At 41.8% G+C, this 25,172-nt stretch carries 26 protein-coding genes and 5 pseudogenes; 22 read left to right on the forward strand and 9 right to left on the reverse strand.

Annotated features, from left to right (window positions below; genetic code table 11):
* The 9 genes and pseudogenes from F988_RS12335 to F988_RS12375 all read left to right on the forward strand — a co-directional run.
* A pseudogene (locus F988_RS12335) lies at positions 1-244 on the forward strand (IS4-like element ISAba33 family transposase); the annotation flags it as partial.
* A gap of 123 nt (positions 245-367) precedes the next feature.
* The gene (glyQ, locus tag F988_RS12340) at positions 368-1,357 is read left to right on the forward strand and encodes a glycine--tRNA ligase subunit alpha (protein ID WP_004641159.1); all 990 of its coding nucleotides are present in this window, start codon (positions 368-370) and stop codon (positions 1,355-1,357) included.
* Positions 1,357-3,471 carry a glycine--tRNA ligase subunit beta gene (gene glyS, locus F988_RS12345; protein ID WP_004683329.1) on the forward strand — a complete coding sequence of 705 codons (2,115 nt, stop codon included), beginning with the start codon at positions 1,357-1,359 and terminating at the stop codon, positions 3,469-3,471. The genes glyQ and glyS overlap by 1 nt, the downstream gene beginning before the upstream one ends.
* 131 nt (positions 3,472-3,602) lie before the next feature.
* Positions 3,603-4,139, forward strand: coding sequence for a hypothetical protein (locus F988_RS12350; RefSeq protein ID WP_004683331.1), 537 nt, complete (start codon positions 3,603-3,605; stop codon positions 4,137-4,139).
* Between the two features lie 16 nt (positions 4,140-4,155).
* Entirely contained in the window at positions 4,156-4,494 is a 339-nt protein-coding gene (locus F988_RS12355; protein ID WP_004683332.1) for a hypothetical protein, read from the forward strand.
* A 2-nt stretch (positions 4,495-4,496) separates the two neighbouring features.
* Positions 4,497-4,904: a protein-export chaperone SecB gene (locus F988_RS12360; RefSeq protein WP_004683333.1), complete on the forward strand. Its 408-nt coding sequence runs from the start codon at positions 4,497-4,499 to the stop codon at positions 4,902-4,904.
* A gap of 123 nt (positions 4,905-5,027) precedes the next feature.
* Entirely contained in the window at positions 5,028-5,447 is a 420-nt protein-coding gene (locus F988_RS12365; RefSeq protein ID WP_004683335.1) for a hypothetical protein, read from the forward strand.
* Positions 5,448-5,483: 36 nt separating this feature from the next.
* Positions 5,484-5,930, forward strand: coding sequence for a hypothetical protein (locus tag F988_RS12370; protein WP_004683337.1), 447 nt, complete (start codon positions 5,484-5,486; stop codon positions 5,928-5,930).
* A 155-nt stretch (positions 5,931-6,085) separates the two neighbouring features.
* On the forward strand, positions 6,086-6,661 hold the full coding sequence (locus tag F988_RS12375; protein WP_004683338.1) for a hypothetical protein: 576 nt from the start codon (positions 6,086-6,088) through the stop codon (positions 6,659-6,661).
* Positions 6,662-6,713: 52 nt separating this feature from the next.
* On the opposite strand, the gene F988_RS12380 is transcribed toward F988_RS12375, so the two are convergent.
* Entirely contained in the window at positions 6,714-7,991 is a 1,278-nt protein-coding gene (locus F988_RS12380; RefSeq protein ID WP_004683339.1) for a hypothetical protein, read from the reverse strand.
* Between the two features lie 121 nt (positions 7,992-8,112).
* On the opposite strand from F988_RS12380, the gene F988_RS12385 reads away from it, so the two are divergent.
* Both F988_RS12385 and F988_RS12390 read left to right on the forward strand, forming a co-directional pair.
* Entirely contained in the window at positions 8,113-8,898 is a 786-nt protein-coding gene (locus F988_RS12385) for a class I SAM-dependent methyltransferase (protein WP_004683341.1), read from the forward strand.
* 12 nt (positions 8,899-8,910) lie between these two features.
* Positions 8,911-9,480: a hypothetical protein gene (locus tag F988_RS12390; RefSeq protein WP_004683343.1), complete on the forward strand. Its 570-nt coding sequence runs from the start codon at positions 8,911-8,913 to the stop codon at positions 9,478-9,480.
* 57 nt (positions 9,481-9,537) lie between these two features.
* Here the strand turns inward: F988_RS12390 and F988_RS12395 are convergent, their stop codons facing one another.
* Positions 9,538-10,071, reverse strand: coding sequence for a hypothetical protein (locus tag F988_RS12395; RefSeq protein WP_378251352.1), 534 nt, complete (start codon positions 10,069-10,071; stop codon positions 9,538-9,540).
* 194 nt (positions 10,072-10,265) lie between these two features.
* Between F988_RS12395 and F988_RS12400 the strand changes: the two genes are divergently transcribed.
* The gene (locus tag F988_RS12400; RefSeq protein ID WP_004683347.1) at positions 10,266-10,907 is read left to right on the forward strand and encodes a class I SAM-dependent methyltransferase; all 642 of its coding nucleotides are present in this window, start codon (positions 10,266-10,268) and stop codon (positions 10,905-10,907) included.
* Here F988_RS12400 and F988_RS12405 read toward each other — a convergent pair.
* Positions 10,904-11,371, reverse strand: a complete 468-nt coding sequence (locus F988_RS12405; protein WP_004678687.1) for a Holliday junction resolvase-like protein — start codon at positions 11,369-11,371, stop codon at positions 10,904-10,906. The genes F988_RS12400 and F988_RS12405 overlap by 4 nt on opposite strands.
* 99 nt (positions 11,372-11,470) lie before the next feature.
* Between F988_RS12405 and F988_RS12410 the strand changes: the two genes are divergently transcribed.
* Positions 11,471-12,115: a ParA family protein gene (locus F988_RS12410; protein WP_004683349.1), complete on the forward strand. Its 645-nt coding sequence runs from the start codon at positions 11,471-11,473 to the stop codon at positions 12,113-12,115.
* Positions 12,116-12,190: 75 nt separating this feature from the next.
* On the opposite strand, the gene F988_RS12415 is transcribed toward F988_RS12410, so the two are convergent.
* Complete coding sequence (locus tag F988_RS12415) at positions 12,191-12,595, reverse strand: hypothetical protein (RefSeq protein WP_004683350.1); 405 nt, start codon at positions 12,593-12,595, stop codon at positions 12,191-12,193.
* Positions 12,596-12,936: 341 nt separating this feature from the next.
* Here F988_RS12415 and F988_RS12425 point away from each other — a divergent pair, with 341 nt between their 5' ends.
* Both F988_RS12425 and sodC read left to right on the forward strand, forming a co-directional pair.
* The gene (locus tag F988_RS12425; RefSeq protein WP_004683352.1) at positions 12,937-14,031 is read left to right on the forward strand and encodes an AI-2E family transporter; all 1,095 of its coding nucleotides are present in this window, start codon (positions 12,937-12,939) and stop codon (positions 14,029-14,031) included.
* Between the two features lie 105 nt (positions 14,032-14,136).
* Positions 14,137-14,718 (forward strand): superoxide dismutase family protein, encoded by a 582-nt coding sequence (sodC, locus tag F988_RS12430; protein WP_004683354.1) that lies wholly within the window; start codon positions 14,137-14,139, stop codon positions 14,716-14,718.
* Between the two features lie 176 nt (positions 14,719-14,894).
* Here the strand turns inward: sodC and F988_RS15730 are convergent.
* Both F988_RS15730 and F988_RS12440 read right to left on the reverse strand, forming a co-directional pair.
* A pseudogene (locus F988_RS15730) lies at positions 14,895-15,005 on the reverse strand (multidrug transporter); the annotation flags it as partial.
* A gap of 389 nt (positions 15,006-15,394) precedes the next feature.
* Positions 15,395-15,766, reverse strand: a complete 372-nt coding sequence (locus tag F988_RS12440; RefSeq protein WP_004683358.1) for a hypothetical protein — start codon at positions 15,764-15,766, stop codon at positions 15,395-15,397.
* A gap of 180 nt (positions 15,767-15,946) precedes the next feature.
* Between F988_RS12440 and F988_RS12445 the strand changes: the two genes are divergently transcribed.
* From F988_RS12445 to F988_RS14835, 3 genes and pseudogenes are all read left to right on the forward strand, one after another.
* Positions 15,947-16,819, forward strand: coding sequence for a DUF4349 domain-containing protein (locus F988_RS12445; protein ID WP_004683359.1), 873 nt, complete (start codon positions 15,947-15,949; stop codon positions 16,817-16,819).
* A gap of 105 nt (positions 16,820-16,924) precedes the next feature.
* Positions 16,925-17,137: pseudogene (locus tag F988_RS12450) on the forward strand (NAD(P)H-dependent oxidoreductase); the annotation flags it as partial.
* Positions 17,125-17,370: pseudogene (locus F988_RS14835) on the forward strand (integrase core domain-containing protein); the annotation flags it as partial. The pseudogenes F988_RS12450 and F988_RS14835, both read left to right, overlap by 13 nt.
* A 362-nt stretch (positions 17,371-17,732) precedes the next feature.
* Here the strand turns inward: F988_RS14835 and F988_RS12455 are convergent.
* Positions 17,733-19,142, reverse strand: a complete 1,410-nt coding sequence (locus tag F988_RS12455; protein WP_004683362.1) for an FAD-binding oxidoreductase — start codon at positions 19,140-19,142, stop codon at positions 17,733-17,735.
* A 354-nt stretch (positions 19,143-19,496) separates the two neighbouring features.
* Between F988_RS12455 and serA the strand changes: the two genes are divergently transcribed.
* From serA to F988_RS12470, 3 genes and pseudogenes are all read left to right on the forward strand, one after another.
* Positions 19,497-20,729 (forward strand): phosphoglycerate dehydrogenase, encoded by a 1,233-nt coding sequence (gene serA / locus F988_RS12460; protein WP_004683364.1) that lies wholly within the window; start codon positions 19,497-19,499, stop codon positions 20,727-20,729.
* A gap of 45 nt (positions 20,730-20,774) precedes the next feature.
* Positions 20,775-21,512 (forward strand): annotated as a pseudogene (locus F988_RS12465) (EamA family transporter); the annotation flags it as partial.
* Positions 21,509-22,372 carry an EamA family transporter gene (locus F988_RS12470; RefSeq protein WP_004683366.1) on the forward strand — a complete coding sequence of 288 codons (864 nt, stop codon included), beginning with the start codon at positions 21,509-21,511 and terminating at the stop codon, positions 22,370-22,372. The pseudogene F988_RS12465 and the gene F988_RS12470, both read left to right, overlap by 4 nt.
* A gap of 26 nt (positions 22,373-22,398) precedes the next feature.
* Here F988_RS12470 and F988_RS12475 read toward each other — a convergent pair whose 3' ends face one another.
* The gene (locus F988_RS12475; protein WP_004683367.1) at positions 22,399-22,851 is read right to left on the reverse strand and encodes a hemerythrin domain-containing protein; all 453 of its coding nucleotides are present in this window, start codon (positions 22,849-22,851) and stop codon (positions 22,399-22,401) included.
* A 197-nt stretch (positions 22,852-23,048) separates the two neighbouring features.
* Positions 23,049-23,942 carry a tRNA pseudouridine(55) synthase TruB gene (gene truB / locus F988_RS12480; RefSeq protein WP_004683369.1) on the reverse strand — a complete coding sequence of 298 codons (894 nt, stop codon included), beginning with the start codon at positions 23,940-23,942 and terminating at the stop codon, positions 23,049-23,051.
* Positions 23,943-24,079: 137 nt separating this feature from the next.
* On the opposite strand from truB, the gene F988_RS12485 reads away from it, so the two are divergent.
* Positions 24,080-25,123, forward strand: coding sequence for a lipase secretion chaperone (locus tag F988_RS12485; protein ID WP_004683371.1), 1,044 nt, complete (start codon positions 24,080-24,082; stop codon positions 25,121-25,123).
* Positions 25,124-25,172 lie beyond the last annotated feature (49 nt).

Genomic DNA, 25,172 nt, shown 5'->3' on the forward strand with positions numbered 1-25,172 from the left:
ATTGATTGCGGTGTTAGCTATAAGCTTCTGTTGGTGTTACTTAACGGGTGAATGGCAACATAATCAAAAAAAAGCGATAAAAATAAAGAAGCATGGACGACTCTCAATGAGTTTATTTCGCTATGGTTTAGACTATGTTCAAATGGCGATTCAGCATTTAATTGGTTTTGGGAAAAAAGAAGAGTTTAAGGAAATTTTGGCAATTTTAAGAAAGCAGAATCCTGATAGGATAAGGGTTCTGTGAAATTTGTCGTGTACAGAGTAATTTATTATCAGAACTTGTCGCTGAAACGCTTGAATCCTTTGCACTGCACCCGAAAATCCTTATACTTAACCACAATTTTTGTTTGATTCCAGTGGATGCACCATGAGTCGTGCTATATCGCATATTGATACATTTCAGGGCTTAATTCTTGCCCTACAAAACTATTGGGCGGAGCAAGGCTGCGTCGTATTACAACCATATGATATGGAAATGGGTGCAGGGACATTCCACACTGCAACTTTCTTACGCGCATTAGGTCCAGAAACCTGGAACGCGGCTTATGTTCAACCTTCACGCCGTCCTAAAGATGGTCGTTATGGTGAGAACCCAAACCGCTTACAACACTATTATCAGTTCCAAGTAGTACTTAAACCAAACCCAGACAATATCCAACAGCTTTATCTTGATTCATTAAAAGCAATCGGCATTGATACGCTGACACACGACATCCGTTTCGTCGAAGATAACTGGGAATCTCCAACACTTGGCGCTTGGGGCTTAGGTTGGGAAGTTTGGTTAAATGGTATGGAAGTGACTCAGTTCACTTACTTCCAGCAAGTTGGTGGTGTTGAATGCTACCCTGTTACTGGTGAAATCACATACGGTTTAGAACGTCTTGCGATGTACCTTCAAGGTGTAGACTCAGTTTACGATCTTGTTTGGACCAAAGGTCAGTTCGGTACTGTGACTTATGGTGATGTATTCCATCAAAATGAAGTAGAACAATCGACCTATAACTTCGAATATGCGCCAGTCGATAAATTATTTGAATTATTCGATTTCTATGAAGCTGAAGCAGCTCGTTTAATGGAAGCTGAACTTCCACTTCCTGCTTATGAGCAAGTGATTAAAGCATCGCATAGCTTTAACTTATTAGATGCGCGTGGTGCGATTTCTGTAACTGAGCGTCAACGTTATATTTTACGTGTTCGTACCTTAGCGCGTTCAATCGCTCAAAGTTATGTGGCTGCGCGTGCGAAACTCGGTTTCCCAATGGCAGAACCACATTTACGTGATGAAGTATTAGCGCAGTTAAAAGCACAAGTTGAAGCAGAAGCAGCCCAAGCTGAAAAAGCGAAGGAGAATAAATAATGACAAAGCATACTGTTTTATTCGAACTTGGCTGTGAAGAACTTCCACCCAAAAGCTTAAAAACTTTACGTGATGCTTTAAAAGCTGAAACGGAAAAAGGCTTAAAAGATGCAGGCTTAAATTTTGCTGCGATCGAAGCCTATGCTGCACCACGTCGTTTAGCACTCAAAATTGTTGATATTGATGCTGCTCAAGCAGACACACAAAAACGCTTTGACGGCCCTGCTGTTCAAGCCGCTTATGATGCAGAAGGCAAACCAACTAAAGCACTTGAAGGCTTTATGCGTGGTCAAGGCATCACGGTTGATCAACTTTCGACGTTCCAAGCTGGTAAAGTTGAAAAAGTTTGCTTCTTGAAAGATGTGAAAGGTCAAAGCCTTGATGCTTTACTGCCACAAATTTTACAAACTGCATTGGATAACTTGCCAATCGCAAAACGTATGCGTTCAGCGGCAAGCCGTACTGAATTCGTACGTCCAGTAAAATGGGTCGTATTGTTGAAAGATGATCAAGTGGTTGAAGTAACTATTCAAGATCATAAAGCAGGTAATGTGACTTATGGTCACCGTTTCCATGCACCTGAAGCAGTGACTTTGGCGCATGCAAATGACTATTTGGCGACTTTAGAACAAGCTTATGTGGTTGCGAACTTCGAAAAACGTCAAGCAACCATTCAAGAACAAGTGAAAAAGTTAGCTGATGAAGTCAATGCAACTGCGATTGTTCCAACGGACTTACTTGATGAAGTCACCAGCTTGGTTGAATGGCCTGTTGCATTACGTGCGACTTTTGAAGAGCGTTATTTAGCTGTTCCTCAAGAAGCCTTGATTACCACCATGCAGGACAATCAAAAGTATTTCTGTTTGATCAATGCCGAAGGTAAATTACAGCCTTACTTCATTACTATTTCAAATATTGAGTCAAAAGATCCGATTCAAATTATTGAAGGCAATGAGAAAGTTGTACGCCCTCGTTTGTCCGATGCAGAATTCTTCTTCCTACAAGATCAAAAGCAACCGCTTGCATCTCGTAAAGAAAAACTCGCAAATATGGTATTCCAAGCACAGCTGGGTACGCTTTGGAACAAATCAGAACGTATTGCGAAATTAGCAATTGCACTATCTCCAATTACGGGTGCAAATGCAGCCGATGCTGAAAAAGCAGCATTACTGGCTAAATGTGATTTGACCTCTGAACTTGTGGGTGAATTCCCAGAACTTCAAGGGATTGCAGGCACGTACTATGCTCGCCTTGAAGGTGAGAATCATGAAGTTGCTGAAGCTTTAGGTGAGCAGTATTTACCTAAGTTTGCTGGTGATGTATTACCGCAAACCAAGACGGGTACAACGATTGCGCTTGCAGATCGTTTAGATACGCTTGTTGGTATTTTCACAATTGGACAAGTTCCATCAGGTTCTAAAGATCCATTTGCTTTACGCCGTTCTGCAATCGGTATCTTACGTTTGATCATTGAAAATGAATTGGATTTCAACCTTAAAGATATCTTAGCTACTGCATATAAGTTAGTAATTGATGATATTAGTCGTGTATCAGGTCAAACGGTGATGACACAAATGACTTCTGATAACTCTACAATCCAGACAGTCCAAGATGTCATTGATTTCTTAGAAGGTCGTTACCGTGCTAAGTATGAAGACCAAGGCGTTGCGGTTGATGTGATTCAAGCGGTTCAAGCACTTGCACCAAAATCTCCTCTTGATTTTGATAAGCGTGTGACTGCGGTCAATCATTTCCGTACTTTACCAGAAGCGGCTGCATTGGCTGCGGCAAACAAACGTGTTGCCAATATTCTTGCAAAAGAAGCAACGCCTGAAGGGGCTGTGGTTGAAGCGAATCTGGTTGAAGCGGCTGAAAAAGCGCTTTATGCAGAACTTCAAGCATTGACACCAGTGGTTCAGCCTTTACTTGCTGCACGTAACTATACAGAAGCGTTGTCTAAGCTTGCTGCACTTCGTGCGCCAATCGATGCCTTCTTTGAAGGTGTAATGGTCATGGCAGATGATGCAGAGTTAAAAGCCAACCGTTTACGTTTATTGGCTCAGTTGCGTGATTTATTCACAGCGATTGCAGATGTAAGTGTATTGCAGGGTTAGATGTAAAGCACCCTGTTTAAAGAACAGGGTGCTTTTAATATTTCAAATAATATTATTTTCTCTACTCTTTAGAATTTGTTCAGATTACAATACATTAACAAATAGCTTTTTATTTATTATAAGTAAGTGACATGCAAGAAAGCGTTTTTCATGGGACTAAGAATTCAGCAAAAGATAGAATTCTAAAGGAAAATTTTAAAAAAAGTGAGGCTACAAATGATTGGCTTGGAAGTGGTGTTTATTTTTTTACAGAGGGCATTGGGTGTCCAATTGAACATGCAAGAAATTGGTGCAAGTATAAAAAAGGATTCCGTGAGCATGAAATTAGTATTTTAAAGGTTAATTTACATATTGATGATGAACATCTGTTAGACGTAACAGATTACAATGGAATAGAAGAGTTTAATTCGTTAAGAAGCGAACTATTACAAAAGCATAATTCCGAATTCCCCTCTGACCGAATATTCTCTGAAGACAACAAGAGAATTTGGGACATGATTGCCGATCTTTTAGATTTACATGCCGTATTAAATCATTTATATATATGTAAAATTGCCAGCAATGCATATGAACGAAATATAGAATTAAAATCTAACGTTCCGAACAGTACTGTCTTGTGTGTTAAAAAAGATGGTATAATTAATCTACAAGATATAAGTGTCTTGTAAGTCAAGGGGAAACATAATGACTACTAGCAGACTTGAGCGTGCTATAGCAAGACTTCACTCAATGAATCATGAGGAATATGCTAATTTTTTAAAAAAGCATACCAAATCAGATAATTGTGACGTAAGTTTTGCACACATTGATGATACTGCAATAGTTAATGGCACTCACTATACTTCAATAGCGTTTAATGAAATTATTTCTTCTTCTGATTGGGAAAACATCATTTCTTCTAAGATTGAAGAAATATATCAAATACAAACAATTAATTTTAACGATCAACAAAGGTTTGATGCTGTTTTTACAGCATCAAATCCTATTTCGCCAACACCTGATACTTATAAAGTTGCAGCCTAACAATGCAAATATCTCTTAAAACTTTTCATACTAGAAAATTAACTTTAAATACCATTATCGATGACTTTGTAAAAGAAAACTCTAATGACTTCGAGTTGTCATTAAGAGTAGGTATAGTTAATAGTGAAAGTAACATGGATGCTATCATTCAATTTTCAATTTCATTGAATGCTGAAAATAAATTCCAACTTGATTGCGATTATGAAGCTATTTTCCAAACAGATACAATCTTAAATGAAGAACTAGTAAAAACAGAAAAGTTTTTACATATTAATGCACCTGCAATTGCCTATCCGTATGTTAGAGCATTTATAAGCAATGTATTGCTAGTGTCAAATTTAGATCCAGCGATTCTTCCTGTAATTAATTTTCAAAAGTTATTTGAAAATAATATAAAAAGCATTTCTTAAGATAATGCTGCTTAAACTACAAATTATTCTACATACGTTAAACAATAATCACATATTCACTTTTACCATCATCCTAATAAGATATAAAAACTCGATTACGTATCGCTTAAAGGATAAAAGATGATGAAAAAAGTACCTTCACTGTGTTTAGTGACTGCACTGATCGCATCGTCTTCTCTCTGGGCAGCCGAAACAAATATAACTACAGCAAATACAAACACTGCAACGGCTGAAAAAACACTCCCTTATGGTGATAACCCTAGCCTCGGTCGTGTATTGCTGTATAAAACAGGCAAAGGCCTACAAAATCTTGGCGACTCAATTCAGGGTGCATCTGAAAACACCTCTCAGAAAATGAGCGAAAAGTGGAAAAGTACCAAGGAATACACTGCTGAACAATCCGTCATTGTTCAGGAACAGACTGAAAAAGCCAAACAATATACTGCTAAAAAATGGCAAGACACCAAAGATGCTGTAGTGGGTACAAATGATGGCAATGTGCCCATTGAACGTGCTGAACTCAGCCAACCCTCATCAAATTAATACGATTTAACACGATTTACAGGAATGAATGAAACAATGACTATTACGCCTTTTAAAACCATTTTGCTTTCTTTCATCAGTAGTATTGGTTTCACTGCATGTTCTACATTATCCACCCAAACCAAGCCACCTTTGCAACAACTGCAACAGGTTCAGAACATTGATGCCCTACCCGATACCAAGACCAATGCCGCATCCTTAAATAAATATAAGGATCATTGCATGATCCAGTTTACAGGTTATTTTGATGGTGGTCAGAGCACGGAATCATGGGAATTTAAAGGCAATCAGTTGAATCGGGCTTTTTCTGAAACCTTTCAATATGTGCCGAATCGTTTATTCAATGCAACCACTGAAAAACCTGTATTAGATCAGAAAACGCGAAAAACCACAGTGTTTGATATTCAGAAACCTGAGGTAAAACAGAACTTTGAGAAGTTAAAAAGCCACTTTAACCAAACTGCTTTAGAACAGTGTGGCTAAGTTTGGCATCTCCACAATTTCTCTCCAGAGTGTTTTTAAGCTGTAATCTGGTTGTAAAGTTTTGCTGAAATCCATACATTTCGGCTTTTTTACTGGCTATGATGCAGTTGCGTTGATGAAGTACCCCAAACGGTACATCGCTTAAGGAAATCGCAATGAAGAAAATGATCAAAACAGCTATCTTGACAACAAGTATTCTCGCTTCTGCCTCTATTTTTGCACAAAACGTCGGGGTAAATGCCAATGGCTCAGCTCAGGTCAATGTACAGTCTGGTGGCTTGATTAGCGGCGTTGCAGGTGCAGTCAAAAATACCGCCCAAGGCGTAGGTCACGCAGCTCATCATGTCGGTCATGCCGCTGTAAACACAGGTGTGCAAGCAACCCACAAAACGGTGGCTACAGCAAGTAATGTGGGTTCACAGGTGGTGGATAAAACCGCGAAAGTGGTTAAAAATGGTAAGGATTATGCGGTAGAGAAAGCTGCTGATGGTAAGGAGTTTGCTGCTGAAAAAAGAGCGGAAGCAAAAAAACGTCATCAGCAACATCAGGCTGAGCAAAAATCGATTGGCCTGAATACCCAAGCAGGGGTTAATGTTGGAAACTCATCCATTCAAGCACAAACAGGCTTGAATGCAGATAAGAAACAGGCTCAGGCAGGTGCAAATGTTGGCGTGAAAGTCTTGGGCGTGAATGCCAATGTCGGTACCAATGCCAAAGTGGGTGCAAACTAGTCTTTTCAATTCAATCTAAAAAGCTCTCTGCGATTGTAGAGGGCTTTTTTACTTACGATTCAGCAAGATGTAGGTGAGTTTGCTCATCCACATGATTTTCAATAAAATGTCCCTGCCCATGATCATCACAACTCAAGGTTAAGTTTTTATAACTGAGTTGATAAAATTCAGGATAACGTTTAAAAATCAATAAAGACTGATCCAAAGCCAAAGCTTCACCGACTTTCACTAACTTATGAATCCCACGATCATTCATCGTCAAAACATAAGATTCTGCATTTAACTCAAGTTCAACAACGGCATTCGCACTGGCTTTCAATGGCAATAGATATTGTTGATTCGCCTGAATTGCTTCAGCATTATAAGCCTCTAGCTTTAAACTGACTAAATTAAAAACCAACAATGTATTTTGAATCGTGCGAATGGTTGGCACTGAGCTGTCCATCTGTTGGATAAAATGCGGATGAATACCTAACTTCCGTAAATTTTGCTCAGTACCCTGTTGTAGATTAAATAACTGTTGAACCAATTTTTGCTTAAGAACAACATCAAAATAACGCTCATCTAATTCAAAATCGTTATTTTGCAAGATTCGCAATAAAGCCTGATGATGTTTGGTCAATAATGCATCTAATACATAGCGATAGTAGAACTTGCTTTGCTTTTTGACTTCCCTCACCCGTTTATAGAAATAGGTGATGTCAAAAGGCTGCTCAACAAAATCATTGAGTAATTGCGAACTTGCCAAAACCGAGAGTGCTTCATGCCCTGTAAAAGGCAAGTGAATCACATGCATATGTGGTAATAAGGGCTGTATTTTTAAGAAATGTTCTTTATCTTCTGCATAGTATGGATCATAGACAATGATGTATTCACGAGATGAATCCACTTCATCCGTCTGAATCTGCATATCCTGATGCAATGCGGCATCAAAAAATTCGGCATAACGACGATCATGAACCACATCAGGGTCTATCGAATATTGTGGTACAAAAGCAACGATTTTATGCATATTCAATAAATTAGAATATTTAATCGCGGCATAGCCCCCCATTGATCCACCGTAACCAACAATCTGCTCAAACTGTTCTAAAATCGGCTGAATCTGTCGCTGCATCTCAAGCATGCTGCTTTTAGGAAACCAAGATTTCTGTTTTGGCATAATGCCAATCACATTGTATTGATATTTGAATAATGATTTTTCAGCATTAATCGACATGCCTTTGGCACGGCTAATCAGATCACCAAAAGAAATCACCAAAGTGTCACTTGAACCTGTTAAAAAAATAACGCGAATATGTTCATCTTCAAATACTATTTGCTTATCCATGCTCACACTAAAAAGTTGATCCTAGGCGGGTATCAAAAACGCATCAAATGAGGACTTTGCCAATTCATTATTGCGGAGTATCTTATTTTATAGAGATAAGACAGATTAAAAAGCGCAAAAAATGACACAATCCCTACATCCATCTGCGGCAAAAGGCTTCGGTTCAGGTGCTGAACTGTATCAGCAGGTCCGTCCCAGTTACCCGCAAGAAATAGCGATTTGGCTACAAGATCGCCTCCAGATAGGTGAAAGTTCCACTGTTATTGACCTCGGTTCTGGGACTGGCAAATTCTTACCTTACCTCATTCAAACTCAGGCAAAAGTGATCGCGGTGGAGCCCGTGGCAGAAATGCTTCAACAGCTTCAACAGGCCCATCCAACAGTTGAATGTGTACAGGCTTTCAGTGACCAACTGCCTTTGCAAAATGAATCGGTTGATGCCATGGTTTGTGCCCAGTCTTTCCATTGGTTCTCAAACATTGAAACACTGACTGAAATGCATCGTGTATTAAAACCATCAGGACATCTAGGACTGGTCTGGAATCAACGCGATATTCAGGTAGATTGGGTCAGGGCATTGGCGGATGAAATTGCCCCATTTGAGGCGGACACCCCACGTTACCATAGTGAAAAATGGAAACAGGTGTTTGAAAATCAGGAATTATTTAGGTTTATTGGGTTAGATACATTTCAGTTGCTGCATCGGGGAACAGTCGAACAAGTGGTCAGCAAACGCCTGCTGTCCACCAGTTTTATTGCGGCAATGTCAGCACAGCATCAACAAAGACTTAAAGCAAGGTTTGAACAAATTGTATTTGATTTTACAGGCCTAAGCACACAAGATCAGATAGATTTTCCTTACACTACTTTTGCGTATCATTTTCAGAAAACATCAAATTCATTATAGATCGAGTTGACCATGCCAAACATCAAAACAATATTTGCAATAAGCTGTGTACTCAGCACCGCCCTACTGCTCAGTGCCTGTAACAAGGACCAACCACCTGCCCCAAATAATGAAAAGCAAGGCAGTTCAGTCAACAATTCAATTGGCGAACTGAACCAGACACCCATCAAGCAATTCCCTGCCACGCCTGATGATGGACATGACATTGCCATTCTGGAAGATTATGACCAGCGTTTTACCGCAATGAGTGACAGTATGGAAATCGAGTTGGCGAAAATGAAAGAGGCCAATACGCTGACACCAGAATTTGAACAGCAGCGCCAGAAAGATAATATCCACTCTGCATTGACGATGCTAAAAGAGCTGGAATTAAAAACCGAGCAAGGTCGCTATATTCAGGGTTTGTTGTCGGATTACTGGCAGAATCAGGCCAAAGCTCTGGAACAAAGCACTTTATCTGGTTCAGCCACACCCGACACAGGCAAACAGGTGGATCAGTTAAACCAGTACCTGCATGCACAAAGTCAGTTGCATCACTGGAAAAGCACTCAAACTGCTGACTCAAAAATGCAAACCGAATAAAAACTATAAAGATGTAGAGGAGCATTTAGCCCCTCTACATCTTAAGAAAGATCCAATTTAAATCTTCTGCTTCTCAATCCACTGGATAGAGTTCACGCGGAATAGTTCGCAGGCGCCATCCCCTGTATCTGTGGGGGTCAATGACGACTTCCACACCAGCTCCTTGTCCCGCACCTCAACCAGCTCACCTTTGAGCTGCACCAAATCACCGCGCTTTACCTGTTTAATCTGCTGGGCAATCTTGGGAGTGGCGGGAATAATATGCATATTCGACACCATCTGCATGGCTTGATTTGCAGGAACAGGTAGCTTATCTATTTTCCAATTCAAATAGCGGTCATATTGATTTACTGAGATTTTACGTGCGATCTCGGGCTTGGCAAACAAACCCCAACTCACCGCATAGTCAATTGGCGAGAATTTTGCCTGTTCATCATCCTGATAAAGCTTTGAACCGAGGATACGAAAATTACCATAAAAAGGCTGCAACACAGAGATGGACTGGTCTTTTAAAATAGGCGATAAACCATTGGCAATATTATATTCCGCACCACGGGTAGATGCATGTGCCTGTCCAATTGCAGCCACCATGCATAAACTGATCCATAGGCTTTTGTTCATGCTGAGCATCCTCAAAAATAACGCTTAAAACTTAGAAAATCACTTCTGTTCATAGTATGCTTAGAGCATGCAAGAAAGTGCTTTTTTTGGTAACAGTCAAACGCACTCTGTCATATTTTTGTGACGACTCCACTCCCTTTTTTTAAATCAATGAATGGAACTCTATGATTTATCAATTTTATCAACGTCGGGTTTTCCCGCACCTGCTCAATCAGGTCATGCAAACCGCCAGCCTGATGGATAAACGCCGTGAACTGCTGCTGCCGATTGAGGGCGAAGTGCTTGAGATTGGTTTTGGAACAGGTTTAAACATTCCATTTTATGGCAATGTCGATGTACTGTACGCGCTTGAACCGAATCCAGACATTTACCATCTGGCGATTGAACGGGTTCAACATGCACCCTTCCATGTCAGGCATGTGCAGTCCCATGCAGAGAAACTACCTTTTGCCGACCAGTCTCTGGATCATATCGTTTGCACATGGACACTATGCAGTATTGCCCGACTGGATCAGGCACTGGCAGAAATTTATCGGGTGCTGAAACCAACAGGAACTTTGCATCTGGTTGAGCACGTCAAGCATCCCAACTCGGTCAAGATGCAGTCTTTACAGACCTTGCTGACCCCAATTCAGAAATGTATTGGCGATGGCTGCCACCTGAATCGGGACATTGAACGCAGCCTGCAACAAGCAAAATTCAAGTTTATTGAAAAGCAATATTTTGATGCCGAGGGCATTCCAAGCATTGCACAAAAGATGCTGATGGCACGGGTACAAAAACTCAATTTTGAGATTACGGATTAATCATTAAAATCAATACGCAGGGTTTCAAAGCGCACCCGTCCCTCACGTATCGCTTGGGCAATGGCCTGCTGTCCCTTGCTCAGGCGGGCACTGCCACTTTTAATATCCAGCAGGATCACTTCAATGTCTTCGGCATCACCATCGCCATCACGGAAGTCGGTATAGCCATCAAACACCACATAATCCACGGGGTCACCCAGAAACTTGGCATCACTGGGAAGATACTGGAACTCAGGCAAAATGGGGGCAAACTGCTCGGCCATTTTACCCTTTAATACCGCGCGGCTGGTGTTGACACTGCGCTTCTGCGCGTCAACCAGTGCCTGTTTATGTGCCAATTCAAGTTCAGCAATATATTGTTCATATTCCGCCTGAATACGTCCATTGCGTGTGCTGGATAATATAATGGTGGTGATCACCACACCAATACATCCGCCTATCAGCATTGCCAACCAAACCGACATAAAATTTCCCTCTGTTCTGAGCCTAAATTGTAACCTACCACGCTGAAAAAGATGCTAAGGTAGAATGGAATATAAGAGGCTCGTTAAAACGCAAATTTCATGAAAACCATATTAATTGCAAATCAGAAAGGCGGTTGTGGCAAGACCATGACGGCGATTACCCTTGCTGCCGCATTATCACAAAAAGGCTATAAAGTTGCGCTAGCCGATGCGGATAACCAGAAATCCGCCTTACAATGGCTCAAGCAGCGTCCTAAAACGGTGACCGAAATTCAGAGTCTGGATTGGCGACATGAGAAATCGATTGGTGAGGCACCCAAGAATCTGGACTACCTGATTATTGATGCGCCTGGTGCCCTTTCAGGGGAACATGCGGAACAACTGGTTAGTGAAGCACATGCGATTGTCACGCCATTACAGCCGTCGTTTTTCGACATTGACAGTACCCGTCGCTTCCTTAAGCATTTACAAGACATTAAACGGATTCGTAAGGGCAAAGTTCAGATTCTGCTGATTGCCAATCGGGTCAAGCCAAACAGCGCCAGCTCCAAGGATATTCAGGAGTTCTTCAGCAAGATTGAGCAGCAGCCTGTGGCATGGATTTCCGAACGGAGTGCCTATGGAACATTGGCGATGCAGGGACTCAGTATTTTTGATAAGCCACAGAAGAACTTTGTCACTATCCAGAGTCAGTGGCAGCCTGTTTTAAATCAGTTGGTGGATGATCCAAGTCAATGGTTTTAAACCACCTTGTTCCATCACGCCAGGATGGAACAAGGTATGAACCATTTATACAACTGCACCGACTAAAACCTATCTTTATTTAGGTTCAATAAAAGGTGCGGGATTTGGACTAGGTTGATCTGTGTCATCACCCTTATCTTTCAGGTTATGCCTCATTTCATCACGATCCAGGTTTTCCATAGCTTTACGGATGGTCTCGTTACCGTGACTGCCATCATCTGACTGGATTGCCTGTTCACGTTCCGCACCTTGCTGCTGTACTGCATTTTCAGGATTTTTAGAAATATCTTGCTTTTCTATAGCCTGCTGTAATTGATCACTGTCCGTCAGACCTTCCACTTGCTGATAACTGAGCTTATCACCGTTCAAAAGAGCAGCCACTGCACTTTCGGCTTGTGTACCATTGCTGCTATTCTGTTGTGAATGATGGTCCTGACCTGTTTTTGGAGAGGTATTGTCCTGATTATTTGAATGTGTCATCGAACTGCTCCTTAAATTCACTTTATGCATGTATGATGAATTCAATATAACAATACGCTTTGTAAGTCTTTACCAACTCCTGTATTAAAATCGATAGTAAATGTTGCTATGGTAAGTTGCTGTATTGCAGCCTTAAAACTTTGGTAAATGCAGAGATATACATATTGCCGATCATGGACCACTCCATTGAAAATAATCGTCTGGCTGAAACATACCATCAACTTTATCCTCCTCATTTCATCCAGATATTTAAACGTGAAATTACCGAATGAAAATTTTACTGGACCCATTTTTCAGTTAATATGATTTTATCCAACTTTTATCTTTAGAGACGGACGCTTGTGCAACAATACGCTCCCACATTACAACGTGTTTTATTGTTTGGACTGTTCTTTGTCTTAATCTATTTGGGATTCAGTATTCTCAAATATTTTATTGTGCCTGTACTTTGGGCAGCAATTATTGCCTACATGACCTGGCCTGTGTATTTATGGGTACAGCGCCGTTTCTTTGGGGAAAATCGCCCCACCCTCAATGCCACCATCATGATCAGTCTGGTCATTCTGGTGATTGGGGTTCCGTTTATTTGCGCCATCTTCATGCTGCAACTGGAAGGGCGTAACCTCTATTTTAATTTACAGAGACAACTGTTTTCAGGACATATCCAGATTCCTGACTTCATTAAAAACTTGCCTGTGGTGGGCAAGGATATTAGCCGTACCGTGAACGAACTGAGTAATGACCCAAACAGCATTACCAAGAATATTGCGGAATGGATTCAGGGTCATTTGAGTTATGGGCGTTTTGTTCTCAGTGAGATTAGCCGCAACCTGGTCAAATTGACGTTTGCCATCATGACCCTATTCTTCTTCTATCGGGATGGGCAGATGATTCTGGCACAGGTCAGCCGTGCCATGGAAATGGTGATTGGCCCACGCGTACACCACTATCTTGACACCATTTCAGAAACAACCCGTGCAGTGGTATATGGCGTAGGCCTTACTGCGGTTGCACAGGCCCTTTTGGCAGGTCTCAGTTATTTTGTTGCGGGTATACCGAACCCAATGCTGCTGACGATGGTCACCTTTATTTTAGCCCTGATTCCATTTGGCACCCCTGTTTCATATCTGGGTGTGGGACTGTGGCTATTTGCGCAGGGACAGACTGTTGAAGCGATTGGTGTGATTGTATGGGGTTTGCTGATCGTCAGCAGTTCTGACAACGTGATTCGCCCACTAGTGATTTCAGGCGCAACCCAGATTCCATTCCTGTTGATCATGTTCGGTGTACTGGGTGGAATCGCAAGCTTTGGTCTGGTTGGCCTGTTTATCGGTCCAGTCATTCTGGCAATCCTGTTGGCGATTTGGCGTGAATGGCTGCATGAGAATGTGGAAGAACCCGTTGCCACACTTGAGACTCCATCTGAAACCAAGTAAGTTGATTTAACCTTTTTGTTATCAAATAATTAAAGAAGCTTGCGAGTTCCCCCAAACTTTGCTTGAATTTAATTGATAAAGATAATCAATTAAGGATGCCTCGCAATGACTTCAATAATTCAAAAGTTTTCCCTCCTGGGTTGCCTCGGCCTAAGTATCGCCGCCTGTTCATCGGTTAATCTGGATAACAACGCAGATAAAATCCAGACACAGCCTACATCATCAGACCAAAAACAGCTGATCACGGTTCATCAAGTGGATGCCAATGGTGTGGGTGCCTCCATTGGCACCGTGTCTTTCCAGCAAACACCGAAAGGCCTGCTCATCACCCCTGCACTTGGAAAGCTTTCCCCAGGTGAGCATGGTTTCCATATCCATGAAAATGCCTCATGCGAAGCTGTTAAGAAAGACGGTAAAATGGGAGCCGCCCTCGCTGCGGGTGGACATCTCAATCCAGAGAAAGTTGCCCATCACGGTACACCACTGGATGGACATCTAGGTGACCTACCTGCCCTAACCGTGAATGACAAGGGTTTTGCAACAACGCCTGTGCTTGCGCCACGCCTGAAACTTGCCGATATTCAGGGGCGGGCAATCATGATTCACGCAGGTGGCGATAACTATTCAGATTCACCTAAGCCTTTGGGTGGTGGCGGAGATCGGGTTGCCTGTGGTGTGATTAAGTAAGGATATTTAAATACTGTGGGTATTCTAAAAGATATCCACAGTTGTGTTGATATTTTAAACAGGAGTTTAATGGCTGGGATCATCTCCCAGCTTTTTATTAATGAATCCCCTCAGCTTGACGTTCCAGCATAATCTGTTTCAGTACCGCCCGTGGCTGGGTAAACCAGATGCCAATCAACCACCAGAAACAGTGTTCCTAGCAGCATAATTAGCAAACCCATCAAGATGGTTTTACCCAAGGGAAAGCGGTCAATGACCTTGATCAGGATAATGTTGCCCGCGATTATACGGTTTAACGTCATGTTCTGATGATTTGTTGTCATGTTCTATTCACAAAAATAACCAACTCGGGTTCGTTCCATTTCCCATAAACGGAAATGGAATCATCACCACAAGACTTTATGGTTGAAATTTAAATTTTGATGTCATGCTGTGAGAAAGCATGTGATAAATGTGAAAACAGCGTATTCACAGGGCGTATATAAGAAAAATGATTTATTTACGTGAGGCTGGTAAAATTTTTTACCTTTTGGCCAAATTTCCAGACGCAACTTTAGCATTTTTTCAAAATGACCGCAATTTGTACAATCCGAATGATTGTTTAGATATGTGAATAACCGAAAAGTTATCCACAGTTTTGTCTATCTTTTAGGCTACACCACAGCTCACAGATCAATCATGGACAAAGCGCAAACTGGAATTTATCGGCATTGTCTCCCCTGGCACATTGATAACTTTGTTTCTTGTTCACGATCTTCCAGACCTCCTGATCACGTTTCAACTGGTATTGAGTTCGTACCGCAATCACTGAATCATCCTGCTGGACCTGTTCAACCGTCACCTGTGCATCGGTTGGATTCTCTGCACTGTTAAACTGCTGGTCTATTTTCAAGTTGGTTTCATCATGAAACAGGTTTGGCTGATCTAATAAAACCACATGCATTGCGGTACTTTTTTGCACCGCCGCCTGTTGCTGCGACTGTGCAATAGGTGGGTTACATGCTGCCAGCAACAGGCTGCATCCCAGCATCAACCAGATTTTATGCATTTTGTATCATTCCAATTTGCCCGATTCATTTATGCTACTATGCAAAACTTATTTGCCAAGCAATAAAATGTTATGGCTTGCAAAAGATTTGTTGTCATGATCAGATAATTGATAATGACATAAAGTATTAAAAAGACTGATTTTATAACATCAATATCACAATAGATTGGGCGTCATGATATGGCAGATTTAGTCAGAAATTTAACGATTATTTTACTCGTGGGCAGCACTTTGGCTGGCTGCTCCAAAAAAGAAGAAAGTGCGGCAAGCGATGCCGCGGTTGCCACAGAAAGCGCAGCCTTAGATAGCAAAGCAATTCACACCAACGCCGCCAAAAACCCAGAACAACTGGTCAGTACCCAGCAAAGCGCCCTAGAGCAAAGCCGTCAACTGGTCAAAAGTGCTCAACTGCAATTTGAAGTGCAAGATGTGTTAAAAACCACATCAACCCTGGAACAACAGTTATTGCAATACAATGGCTACATCGAAGAAAAACAGGTCAATTATCAGGTCAGTGACAGTTCCCAGCGTAACCGTATTGATGGCAGTGTCGACATTTATGAAAAGATCACGCCAACCGTACAGCTCACCGTACGCCTCCCCAATGACCAAGTCACAACTTTTCTGAATAATCTTCTGCCGCTTATGCTGAACTTTAACAGCCAAAGCTATGAAGCAAAACGCTATGAATTAAAGCGACTCGAAGAAAAGCTCAATACCGCAAACCAAAGTAACAGCCCATCCAGTGCGGTCAACAACCAACTGCAACAATTGACCGATTTGGAAGTCAAAGACCGCCTGGCTTATAGCACCATTCGGCTTGAGTTCTATCAACAGCCGAAAGTCCGTAAACGCCATGATTTAAATATCCATCGCATCGCTACATTGGACAGTGATCCATTAATGACACGAATTGCAGAATCATTCAAAGTCGGTTTAGCTTATTTTAAAGAAACCCTACTCTGGCTGATTCAATTCTGGGCATTTTATCTGCTCATATTTGCCATTTGGATGATTCGTAAAGTGTATAAGGCAAGAAAGCACAGCAGCTAATTATTGATTTTTGATCAATAGTATTTTGCTAATTTACGCATTTTCACTCATGAATAGATTCCCTAAAATGCATTCAAGTTTTAGCAATCTATTTTTGAGTATCCCATGAGCAATATTCTAATTATTAACGGTGCCAAACAATTTGAACATTCCAATGGCGAATTGAATGACACCCTCACCCAGTTTTCTGAAAGCCATTTAACAACGCTGGGCCATACCGTACAGGTCACCCGTACCGACAGCGAATATGACATTCAGGCCGAAATTAAAAAATATTTATGGGCGGATGTGGTGATTTACCAAATGCCAGGCTGGTGGAAAAGTGGTGTGATCAGCATGGTATTGAGCATGTATTTACCCAACCAGGCCATCCACAGCAAAATGCATATGTTGAGCGATTTAATCGTAAAGTACGTTATGAATGTCTAAATCAATATTTATTTCGAGATCTGAGCGAGGTGCAGGACTATACAACTAACTGGCAGTACTTTTATAATCATGAACGACCTCATATGTCAGTAAATGGTTGTCCACCTATTTTTAAACAATAACACGGGCTTTAGATTTTCTACCCATTAATTCAATTAAAAATGGGGGTATTACCCCTCTACTGATAATAATGAGCTTGTACTTTTTCCTGACTTTCAGTTAAAGCATGGCTATTCTTAATAGCAAGAATATTTAAAATAGAAAATATAGTCAAACTACTTTATTATCCATACAGGATTCGAAAAAAAATCGAAATAATTCATCGATTGAGTTGTATTAGTTCTATAATGATTTGACTATATGAGATATTTTCATTAAAAGTCGTTGTAATATTAAAGTTCGGTTACTTATTAAGTTCTAGGTATAACAAAAAAGCGCATCTTTCGATACGCTTTTAGCAGAAATTCTTTTATCTAATCAAGCATTAGAGATCAAATAATTTCCCAGGATTCATAATCCCATTCGGGTCAAATGCCAATTTCAATGCTTTCATATATTCAATTTCTTCAGGTGAACGTGAATATTCTAAATATGGTTTCTTGGTCATTCCGACACCATGTTCGGCAGAAATAGAACCATCATATTTTTTCACGGTCTCAAATACATATTTATTCACCACCTGACACTTGGCAAAGAATTCATCTTTGGTCAGATTTTCAGGTTTTAAAATATTTAAGTGCAGGTTACCGTCACCAATATGACCAAACCAGCAGATTTCAAAGTCTGGATAATTATCCGCAACGATCGCATCAATCTCTTTGATAAAGGCAGGGACATGCGTAATCAACACTGAAATATCATTCTTATAAGGAATATACGGCGCAATCGATTCCGAAATATCTTCACGTAAACGCCATAAGCTTTGAGCTTGTTCTAAGCTTTGGCTCATTACTCCATCAATCACCCAACCTTGTTCCATACAATGCTCAAAAATCTGCATTGCTTTGTCCATAATCGGCTCATACGGCGCTTCAAATTCGAGTAATACATAGAATGGGCAAGTTGTTTCAAATGGACGCTGTACATGACCACGATCCAAGACTTTTTGCATTGCCACTTCACCAAAAAACTCGAATGCAGTTAAGTCGATTTCTTTTTGGAAAGCATGTAATACAGGCATTACCGCTTCAAAGTCAGGCGTACCCAATACCATGACTTGTAAGTTTTGTGGCTTACGCTCAAGTTTAATCTCAGCCTCAGTCACCAAACCTAATGTGCCTTCACCACCGATAAACAAATGCTGCAACGCATAACCCGTCGCATTTTTAATCATGCCTTTGTTTAAACGTAAAATATCGCCTTTACCCGTCACAACCGTTAAACCAAGCACCCAGTTACGTGTCATACCGTATTTGATGACTTTAATACCGCCTGCATTAGTTCCAATATTTCCACCAATTTGACTAGAACCTGTAGATGCAAAATCAACTGGGTAATACATGCCTTGTTGTTCGGCATAGTTTTGCAATTGTTCAGTCACAACACCCGCTTGAACGCGAACCATACGATCTGCTGGCAAAAATTCCAAGATTTGATTCATCTTGTCAAAGCTGATCACGATCTCGCCATTGGTTGCCACCGCACCTGCTGAAAGTCCTGTACGGCCACCTGATGGTGTAATTGCTACATTGAACTGGTTGGCAAGTTTCACAATCGCCTGAACCTGCTCCGTGCTTGACGGGAAAACGATGACTGATGGGTTCGGGTCAAAATGTTTAGTATGGTCCCGCCCCCAGTTTTGCAGACTATCGGCATCGGTTTTAATACGGTTTTCACCCACAATTGCCGTTATTTGGGTCAATAACTCAGGTGTTAAATCAACTGAAGCATTCATCGTTTACGGGCCTAGCAAGAAATAAATATCGGATTTCTGGGTAGCAACCTCATGTTTTTAAAAACATTCACAAGATTACAGCAACATCCAGAATATAGAAACGCCACAGGACGGCACAACCCCTGTCTTGTTGAGGTTTGACCATCAATTACTGCATTTTACATTGAAGCAGGCAAGGGATAAAGCTCAGGATCACGATACCATCACAACAAAATGTGTATCAGCCATAAAATTCCTGTAAAGCTGAAAAATTATCAGCAATTCTGCTGTGGTAATTTTAAAGCAAATATCTATAACTGCACGCTCTATGCTATGATACGGCACCTAAATTTTGGCCTTTGTAGCGGAGCCGTAATGAGCCAACATCTTTCTCTACCTAAAGACAAAATCCGTTTTCTTTTATTGGAAGGTGTGCATCAAAATGCCATCGATACCTTAAATGCAGCGGGTTATACCAACATCGACTACCACAAAACTGCACTTGAAGGCGAAGCTTTGAAAGAAGCGGTCAAGGACGCTCACTTTATTGGTATTCGTTCGCGTACTCAATTGACTGAAGAAATCTTTGAAGCAGCAAATAAATTGATTGCGGTGGGTTGTTTCTGTATTGGGACCAATCAGGTTGACTTAAAAGCGGCAATGTCGCGTGGTATTCCTGTGTTCAACGCACCGTATTCAAACACGCGTTCAGTAGCGGAACTGGTTCTTGCTGAAGCCATTTTATTACTGCGCCGTGTACCTGAAAAATCAAAAGATACACATGCAGGTGGCTGGAACAAGTCTGCGGTCGGTTCGTTTGAAACACGCGGTAAGACTTTAGGTATCGTTGGTTACGGTTCAATTGGTTCACAACTTTCTGTATTGGCAGAAAGTCTGGGTATGAAAGTCATCTATTTTGATGCCGTGACCAAGTTACCGTTGGGTAATGCACGCCAAGTGGGTTCTTTAGATGAGCTTTTGGCAACTGCTGATGTGGTTTCCCTACACGTTCCAGATGTGCCATCTACACGTAACTTCTTCAAGAAAGAACAGTTTGCACAGATGAAAGAGGGTTCGATCTTCATCAATGCGGCACGTGGCACCTGTGTCATCATCGAAGATTTGGCTGATGCGATTAAATCAGGCCACATTGCGGGTGCGGCGGTTGACGTGTTCCCGAAAGAGCCTAAAGCAAACGGCGAAGAATTTGTTTCACCACTTCGTGGCTTGGACAATGTGATTTTAACCCCTCACGTAGGTGGTTCGACCATGGAAGCACAAGCGAACATCGGTCTGGAAGTTGCTGAGAAATTCGTTGCCTACTCAGATAAGGGTATGACGCTATCTGCGGTGAACTTCCCAGAAATCGCATTGCCATTGACTGAAGGCCAACATCGTTTACTGCACATTCACAAAAATATTCCAGGTGTATTGTCCAAAATCAACACCCTGTTTGCTGAACAAGGCATCAACATCTCAGGTCAGTCTTTAATGACCAAAGGTGACATTGGTTACCTCGTGATGGATGTAGATGCATCTGCTTCTCAGGAAGCACTTGATACCTTAAGCCAAGTTGAAGGTACGATCCGCGTACGTGTATTGTTCTAATCAGGACAATTCAGGAAAGGCCACAGTTTAAGCTGTGGCTTTTTTATGGGCGCAATGATTTTGGCTGTCATCTTTAAAATCTGGAAGATCAATTTCAGCAATATACGCTGGAAAGCAATCCTCAGCTACGGCATGGCCCTCGCGGGGATGAATGCCTTGTTTTATTTATCGCTAGAGCGTTTACCTTTGGGCTTAGCGGTTGCCTTTGAGTTTATCAGCCCTTTAAGTGTTGCACTATTTCATGCACGACAGCGCTATGATTTTATCTGGGTGGGCTGTGCCATTCTAGGCTTGATATTGCTATTTCCCTTACAACAGGCCCAGCAGGGTCTCGACCTAATCGGTGTATTGTTTGCGGTCTGTGCAGGTGCATGCTGGGCATTTTATATCATTGCAGGGCAAAAGCCCTCTGGCATTTCTGGCAATCATACCGTTTGTTTGGGGATGAGTATTGGCATGTTATGCTTGCTGCCTTTCGCGGCTTTCTCTGGTGCAGTCGGGCATGTGTTTGAACTGCCAAATTTATATTATTTTATTGGACTGGCAATTTTAGCCAGTGCCCTACCATTTTCATTAGAGATGATCGCGCTGCGCAATTTAACACCTCTTAGCTTTGGAACCCTAATGAGTCTGGAGCCTGCTGTGGCAGCTTTGTCTGGATTTATTTTTCTGGGTGAAACATTACTGTGGAATCAATGGCTGGCCTTGATGACCATTATCATTGCATCCATTGGCTGCACCGTGACCACCCAGCATGCCCGTCAGCAAAAAGAGGCCCTATGAAAAATCTCCAATTGCTTGCCGTGCTGTACATGGTTTTATCCATGGTGGCCTACCAGATCAGTGCCTCATTTGCCAAACAGTTGATTGCAACCCTTGATCCATTGACCGTCACGATTTTAAGGCTCTGTTTCGCCACGGTTCTGGTTACGATCATGTTCCGTTCATGGAGGATTTTATCCAGACTTAAACAGCTCAAATGGCGAGACTTGTTACTTTACAGTGCGTCTTTAGGTTGTATGAACATCCTGTTCTACAGTTCTTTAGGAAAATTGCCACAGGGAATTGCTGTGGGGCTGGAATTTATTGGACCCTTGGGTCTGGCCCTGCTTTCAATTAAACAGCGTAGCGATTATATCTGGGTGGCTTTTGCGATTTTAGGCATTGCCCTGATGGTGCCGTGGCATGATGCCAATGCCCAAAACTTTTCCTATCTCGGCGCGGCATGCGCACTCGGGGCTGGTTTCTTTTGGGCCCTGTACATCTATTTCGGGCACCGTGTGGTTCAGCAAAATATTGGCATGCATGCGCTGACCATTGCCATTGGCCTATCCGCCCTCACTTTACTGCCTTTTGGTTTGTGGAATAATGCACCCGCTTTGCTGGATACCCAATACTGGGGCAAGGCACTGGTCATTGCCCTATTGGCAACCGCCATTCCCTATGCGCTGGATTTGATGGCACTGAAACAACTCAGCAAATTGAGTTATGGCACCCTGTCGAGTTTGTCACCTGCTTTGGCTGCGCTCGCAGGCTTGGTGATATTACATGAGCAAATCAGTCTGCTCCAGTGGGTTGCATTGTTGTGTATTATTGTGGCGTCTATCGGGGTGACGTTTCGTCGAAAAAGCCCCACCCCATAGACTTGAATCTAAATACTCACTCATTTTTATTTCGGTTTTTCGGCCTTTTTATATTTCCGATATTCTGCCAGATACTTCTTGCCCAAAGTTTCTTTTTCTTTGTCTGCTAGAATTTTACCCGCTTGTTGGAAAAATTTATGCTCTTCTTCTTGCAAATGATGATGCACGGTTTCACTGAGTTGTTTGGCAATCCCCAACCAACTTGGACTACTCATTTCAGTCTCTTCCAGTTTCTCGACCAATTCATCCATTTCATGATGCTCTGCTAAAGCATGACGTGTGATATCCAGACCAACATCATCAAACATTAAAGGAATATAAAGAAAACGATCTTCTGCAACTGAGTGGGCATAGAGTTCATTTTTAAGATCTTCAAATAATTGTTTTCTTTCTTCACTCATGCCACTGGTTTTGATTAATTTTTCGGAAAGATCACGTTGACGCTCATGACTTTCTCTTAGTGCTTCAAAAATATTCATCCATCACCTCTGTTGTTATTGTTTATTGTTGGCTAGCTGAACAGCAAGATGCGTTGAGATCACATCCTACTGTTTGACTTGACTCGCCTTTCATACTAGAAAGTGTCTATTTTTTAAACAATTTCGATTTGCGTATCTTTGTGTATAAGAATGTTATCTTTCACCTCAACTTATACTGCTAAATGCTGCATGTTTTATTATAGGTTCAACAGGCGTTTTGGTACAATGCGTTTTTTATCGGTGATTTCCGCCAGACCCAGACAGCGTTCGCCATCAAATACCAGCACCTCAGCCGCCGCCTCATGCTCAATATTGCTTTCCTGACCGTTGCAGAAATACTTTTCACGGCCCTCGGGTAACTGTACTTTGGGAAAATGCTCAACAGGTGCATAAACAGGTAGTAATAATGCATCACGCTGTTCCAGAGTCAGGCTTTCCAGATATTCAATGCTATAGTCTGGATTAATCTCAAAATGCCCTGTTTGAGTACGATGTAATTTTGTTAAATGTCCACCGCAGCCCAAAGCTTCCCCAATATCCTCTCCCAAAACACGGATATAGGTTCCCTTGGAACAGGTCACGTCCAAAGTCAAACTGTCTTCAGTAAAATCGATCAGACTTAATTCATAAATCGTGACTGGACGTGCTGCACGTTCAATTTCAATCCCCTGACGCGCTAACTCATACAAAGGGCGACCATCTCGTTTCAGGGCTGAATACATCGGTGGCACCTGCTGAATGTCACCACGAAATTGCGCCAATACCTGTTCAATTCTTTCCGCCGTTAATGCAGGCGTCTCTCTCTGCTGGAGAATCTCACCCTCAGCATCGCCTGTGGTGGTGGTTTGCCCCAGCTTCACCGTGGTTTGATAACGCTTGGTTGAATCCAGTAAATAATGTGAAAACTTGGTCGCCTCACCCAGACAGATCGGTAACAGGCCTGTTGCAAGCGGGTCCAGGGCTCCTGTATGTCCTGCCTTTTGCGCATTAAAAAGACGGCGGACTTTTTGAAGTGCGGAATTGGAACTTAAACCTAAGGGCTTATTTAATAAGAAAACACCACTCAGATGGCGATAAGAACTTTTTTTCATAAATGAAAGGTCAAACTATAAAGCGGTATCTTATCAAAACTATTCATCGGATTTTTAAAAATTACGTGCTTAAAAAAGCAACAAATATGATAAATTTATTTTCGTTTTTGAAATTTAAAGCAAATGGATTATGCTGAATGAATAAAATTAGAAAAAAAATATTCTTATTATGTAGCTTCTTGATCATTTCAGTTTCAATGCTGAGTGTTGTGTACTGGTTATACCCTCAAGATCAGCAGCCACAGCTCGAATCAACTGGTCAATCCAGCAACACCTTTAATTCAGCAGACCATTCAGATAATTCAGGCCAAGCACATGCAAGTGACGCAGCTTTTAACAGCACAAGCCAAATGGATACTGAAATCAACTGCAAACTACAGTTTAATGCATCGCAAAAATTAGTTGTGAATGCGCTGACCCGAGACTGCTTTGAATATTTCATTTCCCAATATGGCGAACGAAATATTGATGAAATCCGCCAGAGTTTTCAGCGCTATGTTGCCAAAGGTTTTCAGGCATCGGAGCAGCAGCAGATTCAGGAATTATGGTCACGTTATTTGAGCTATCGGGAACAGCTGGGTAAATTGCAGATGAATCAGCCTGCTCAGGAAAGTTATGGCTATTTTCAGGCAATCTTCGATGCAATGCATGACCTAAAGCAGCGTTTCTTTTCTCAAGTTGAAATTGAGGGCCTGTTTGGTACAGAGGACATTTACCAGCAATACACGCTTGACCGTATGCGCATTTTAGAAAATAAAAACCTGGATGCTGTCAACAAGGCCAAGCAGCTACAACAGCGCTTTGACCAACTTCCCCAGGATTGGCAGGAAAACCTCAAGGATTTATCCAAACTGGAAGATTTACGTTCCTTAACTGAACAGATCAAGGCCAGAAATGGTTCAGCACAGGAATTGCGGGATATGCGGGTCAACCTGGTTGGCGAAGCTGCCACCCAACGTCTGGAACAACTGGACCAGCAACGCTCAGACTGGAAACAACGCGTACAGTCCTATCTGGATGAGCGCAAGACCATTGTGGACAGCAATATGAGTGCATCGGCCAAAGATCAGGCCATTCAACAGCTCAAACAGCAACAGTTCCAGTCCGCACAGGAACAGCAACGTCTACAAACATTTGAAACGGTCTATGACCAAGGAGGCCACTTACCCTTTAGCAACTAGCAACACCCAATACAAGACATTGAAATAATGCGATTTAGCACGGATGCAA

The organism is Acinetobacter parvus DSM 16617 = CIP 108168, assembly GCF_000368025.1.
GTDB classification, from domain to species: domain Bacteria; phylum Pseudomonadota; class Gammaproteobacteria; order Pseudomonadales; family Moraxellaceae; genus Acinetobacter; species Acinetobacter parvus.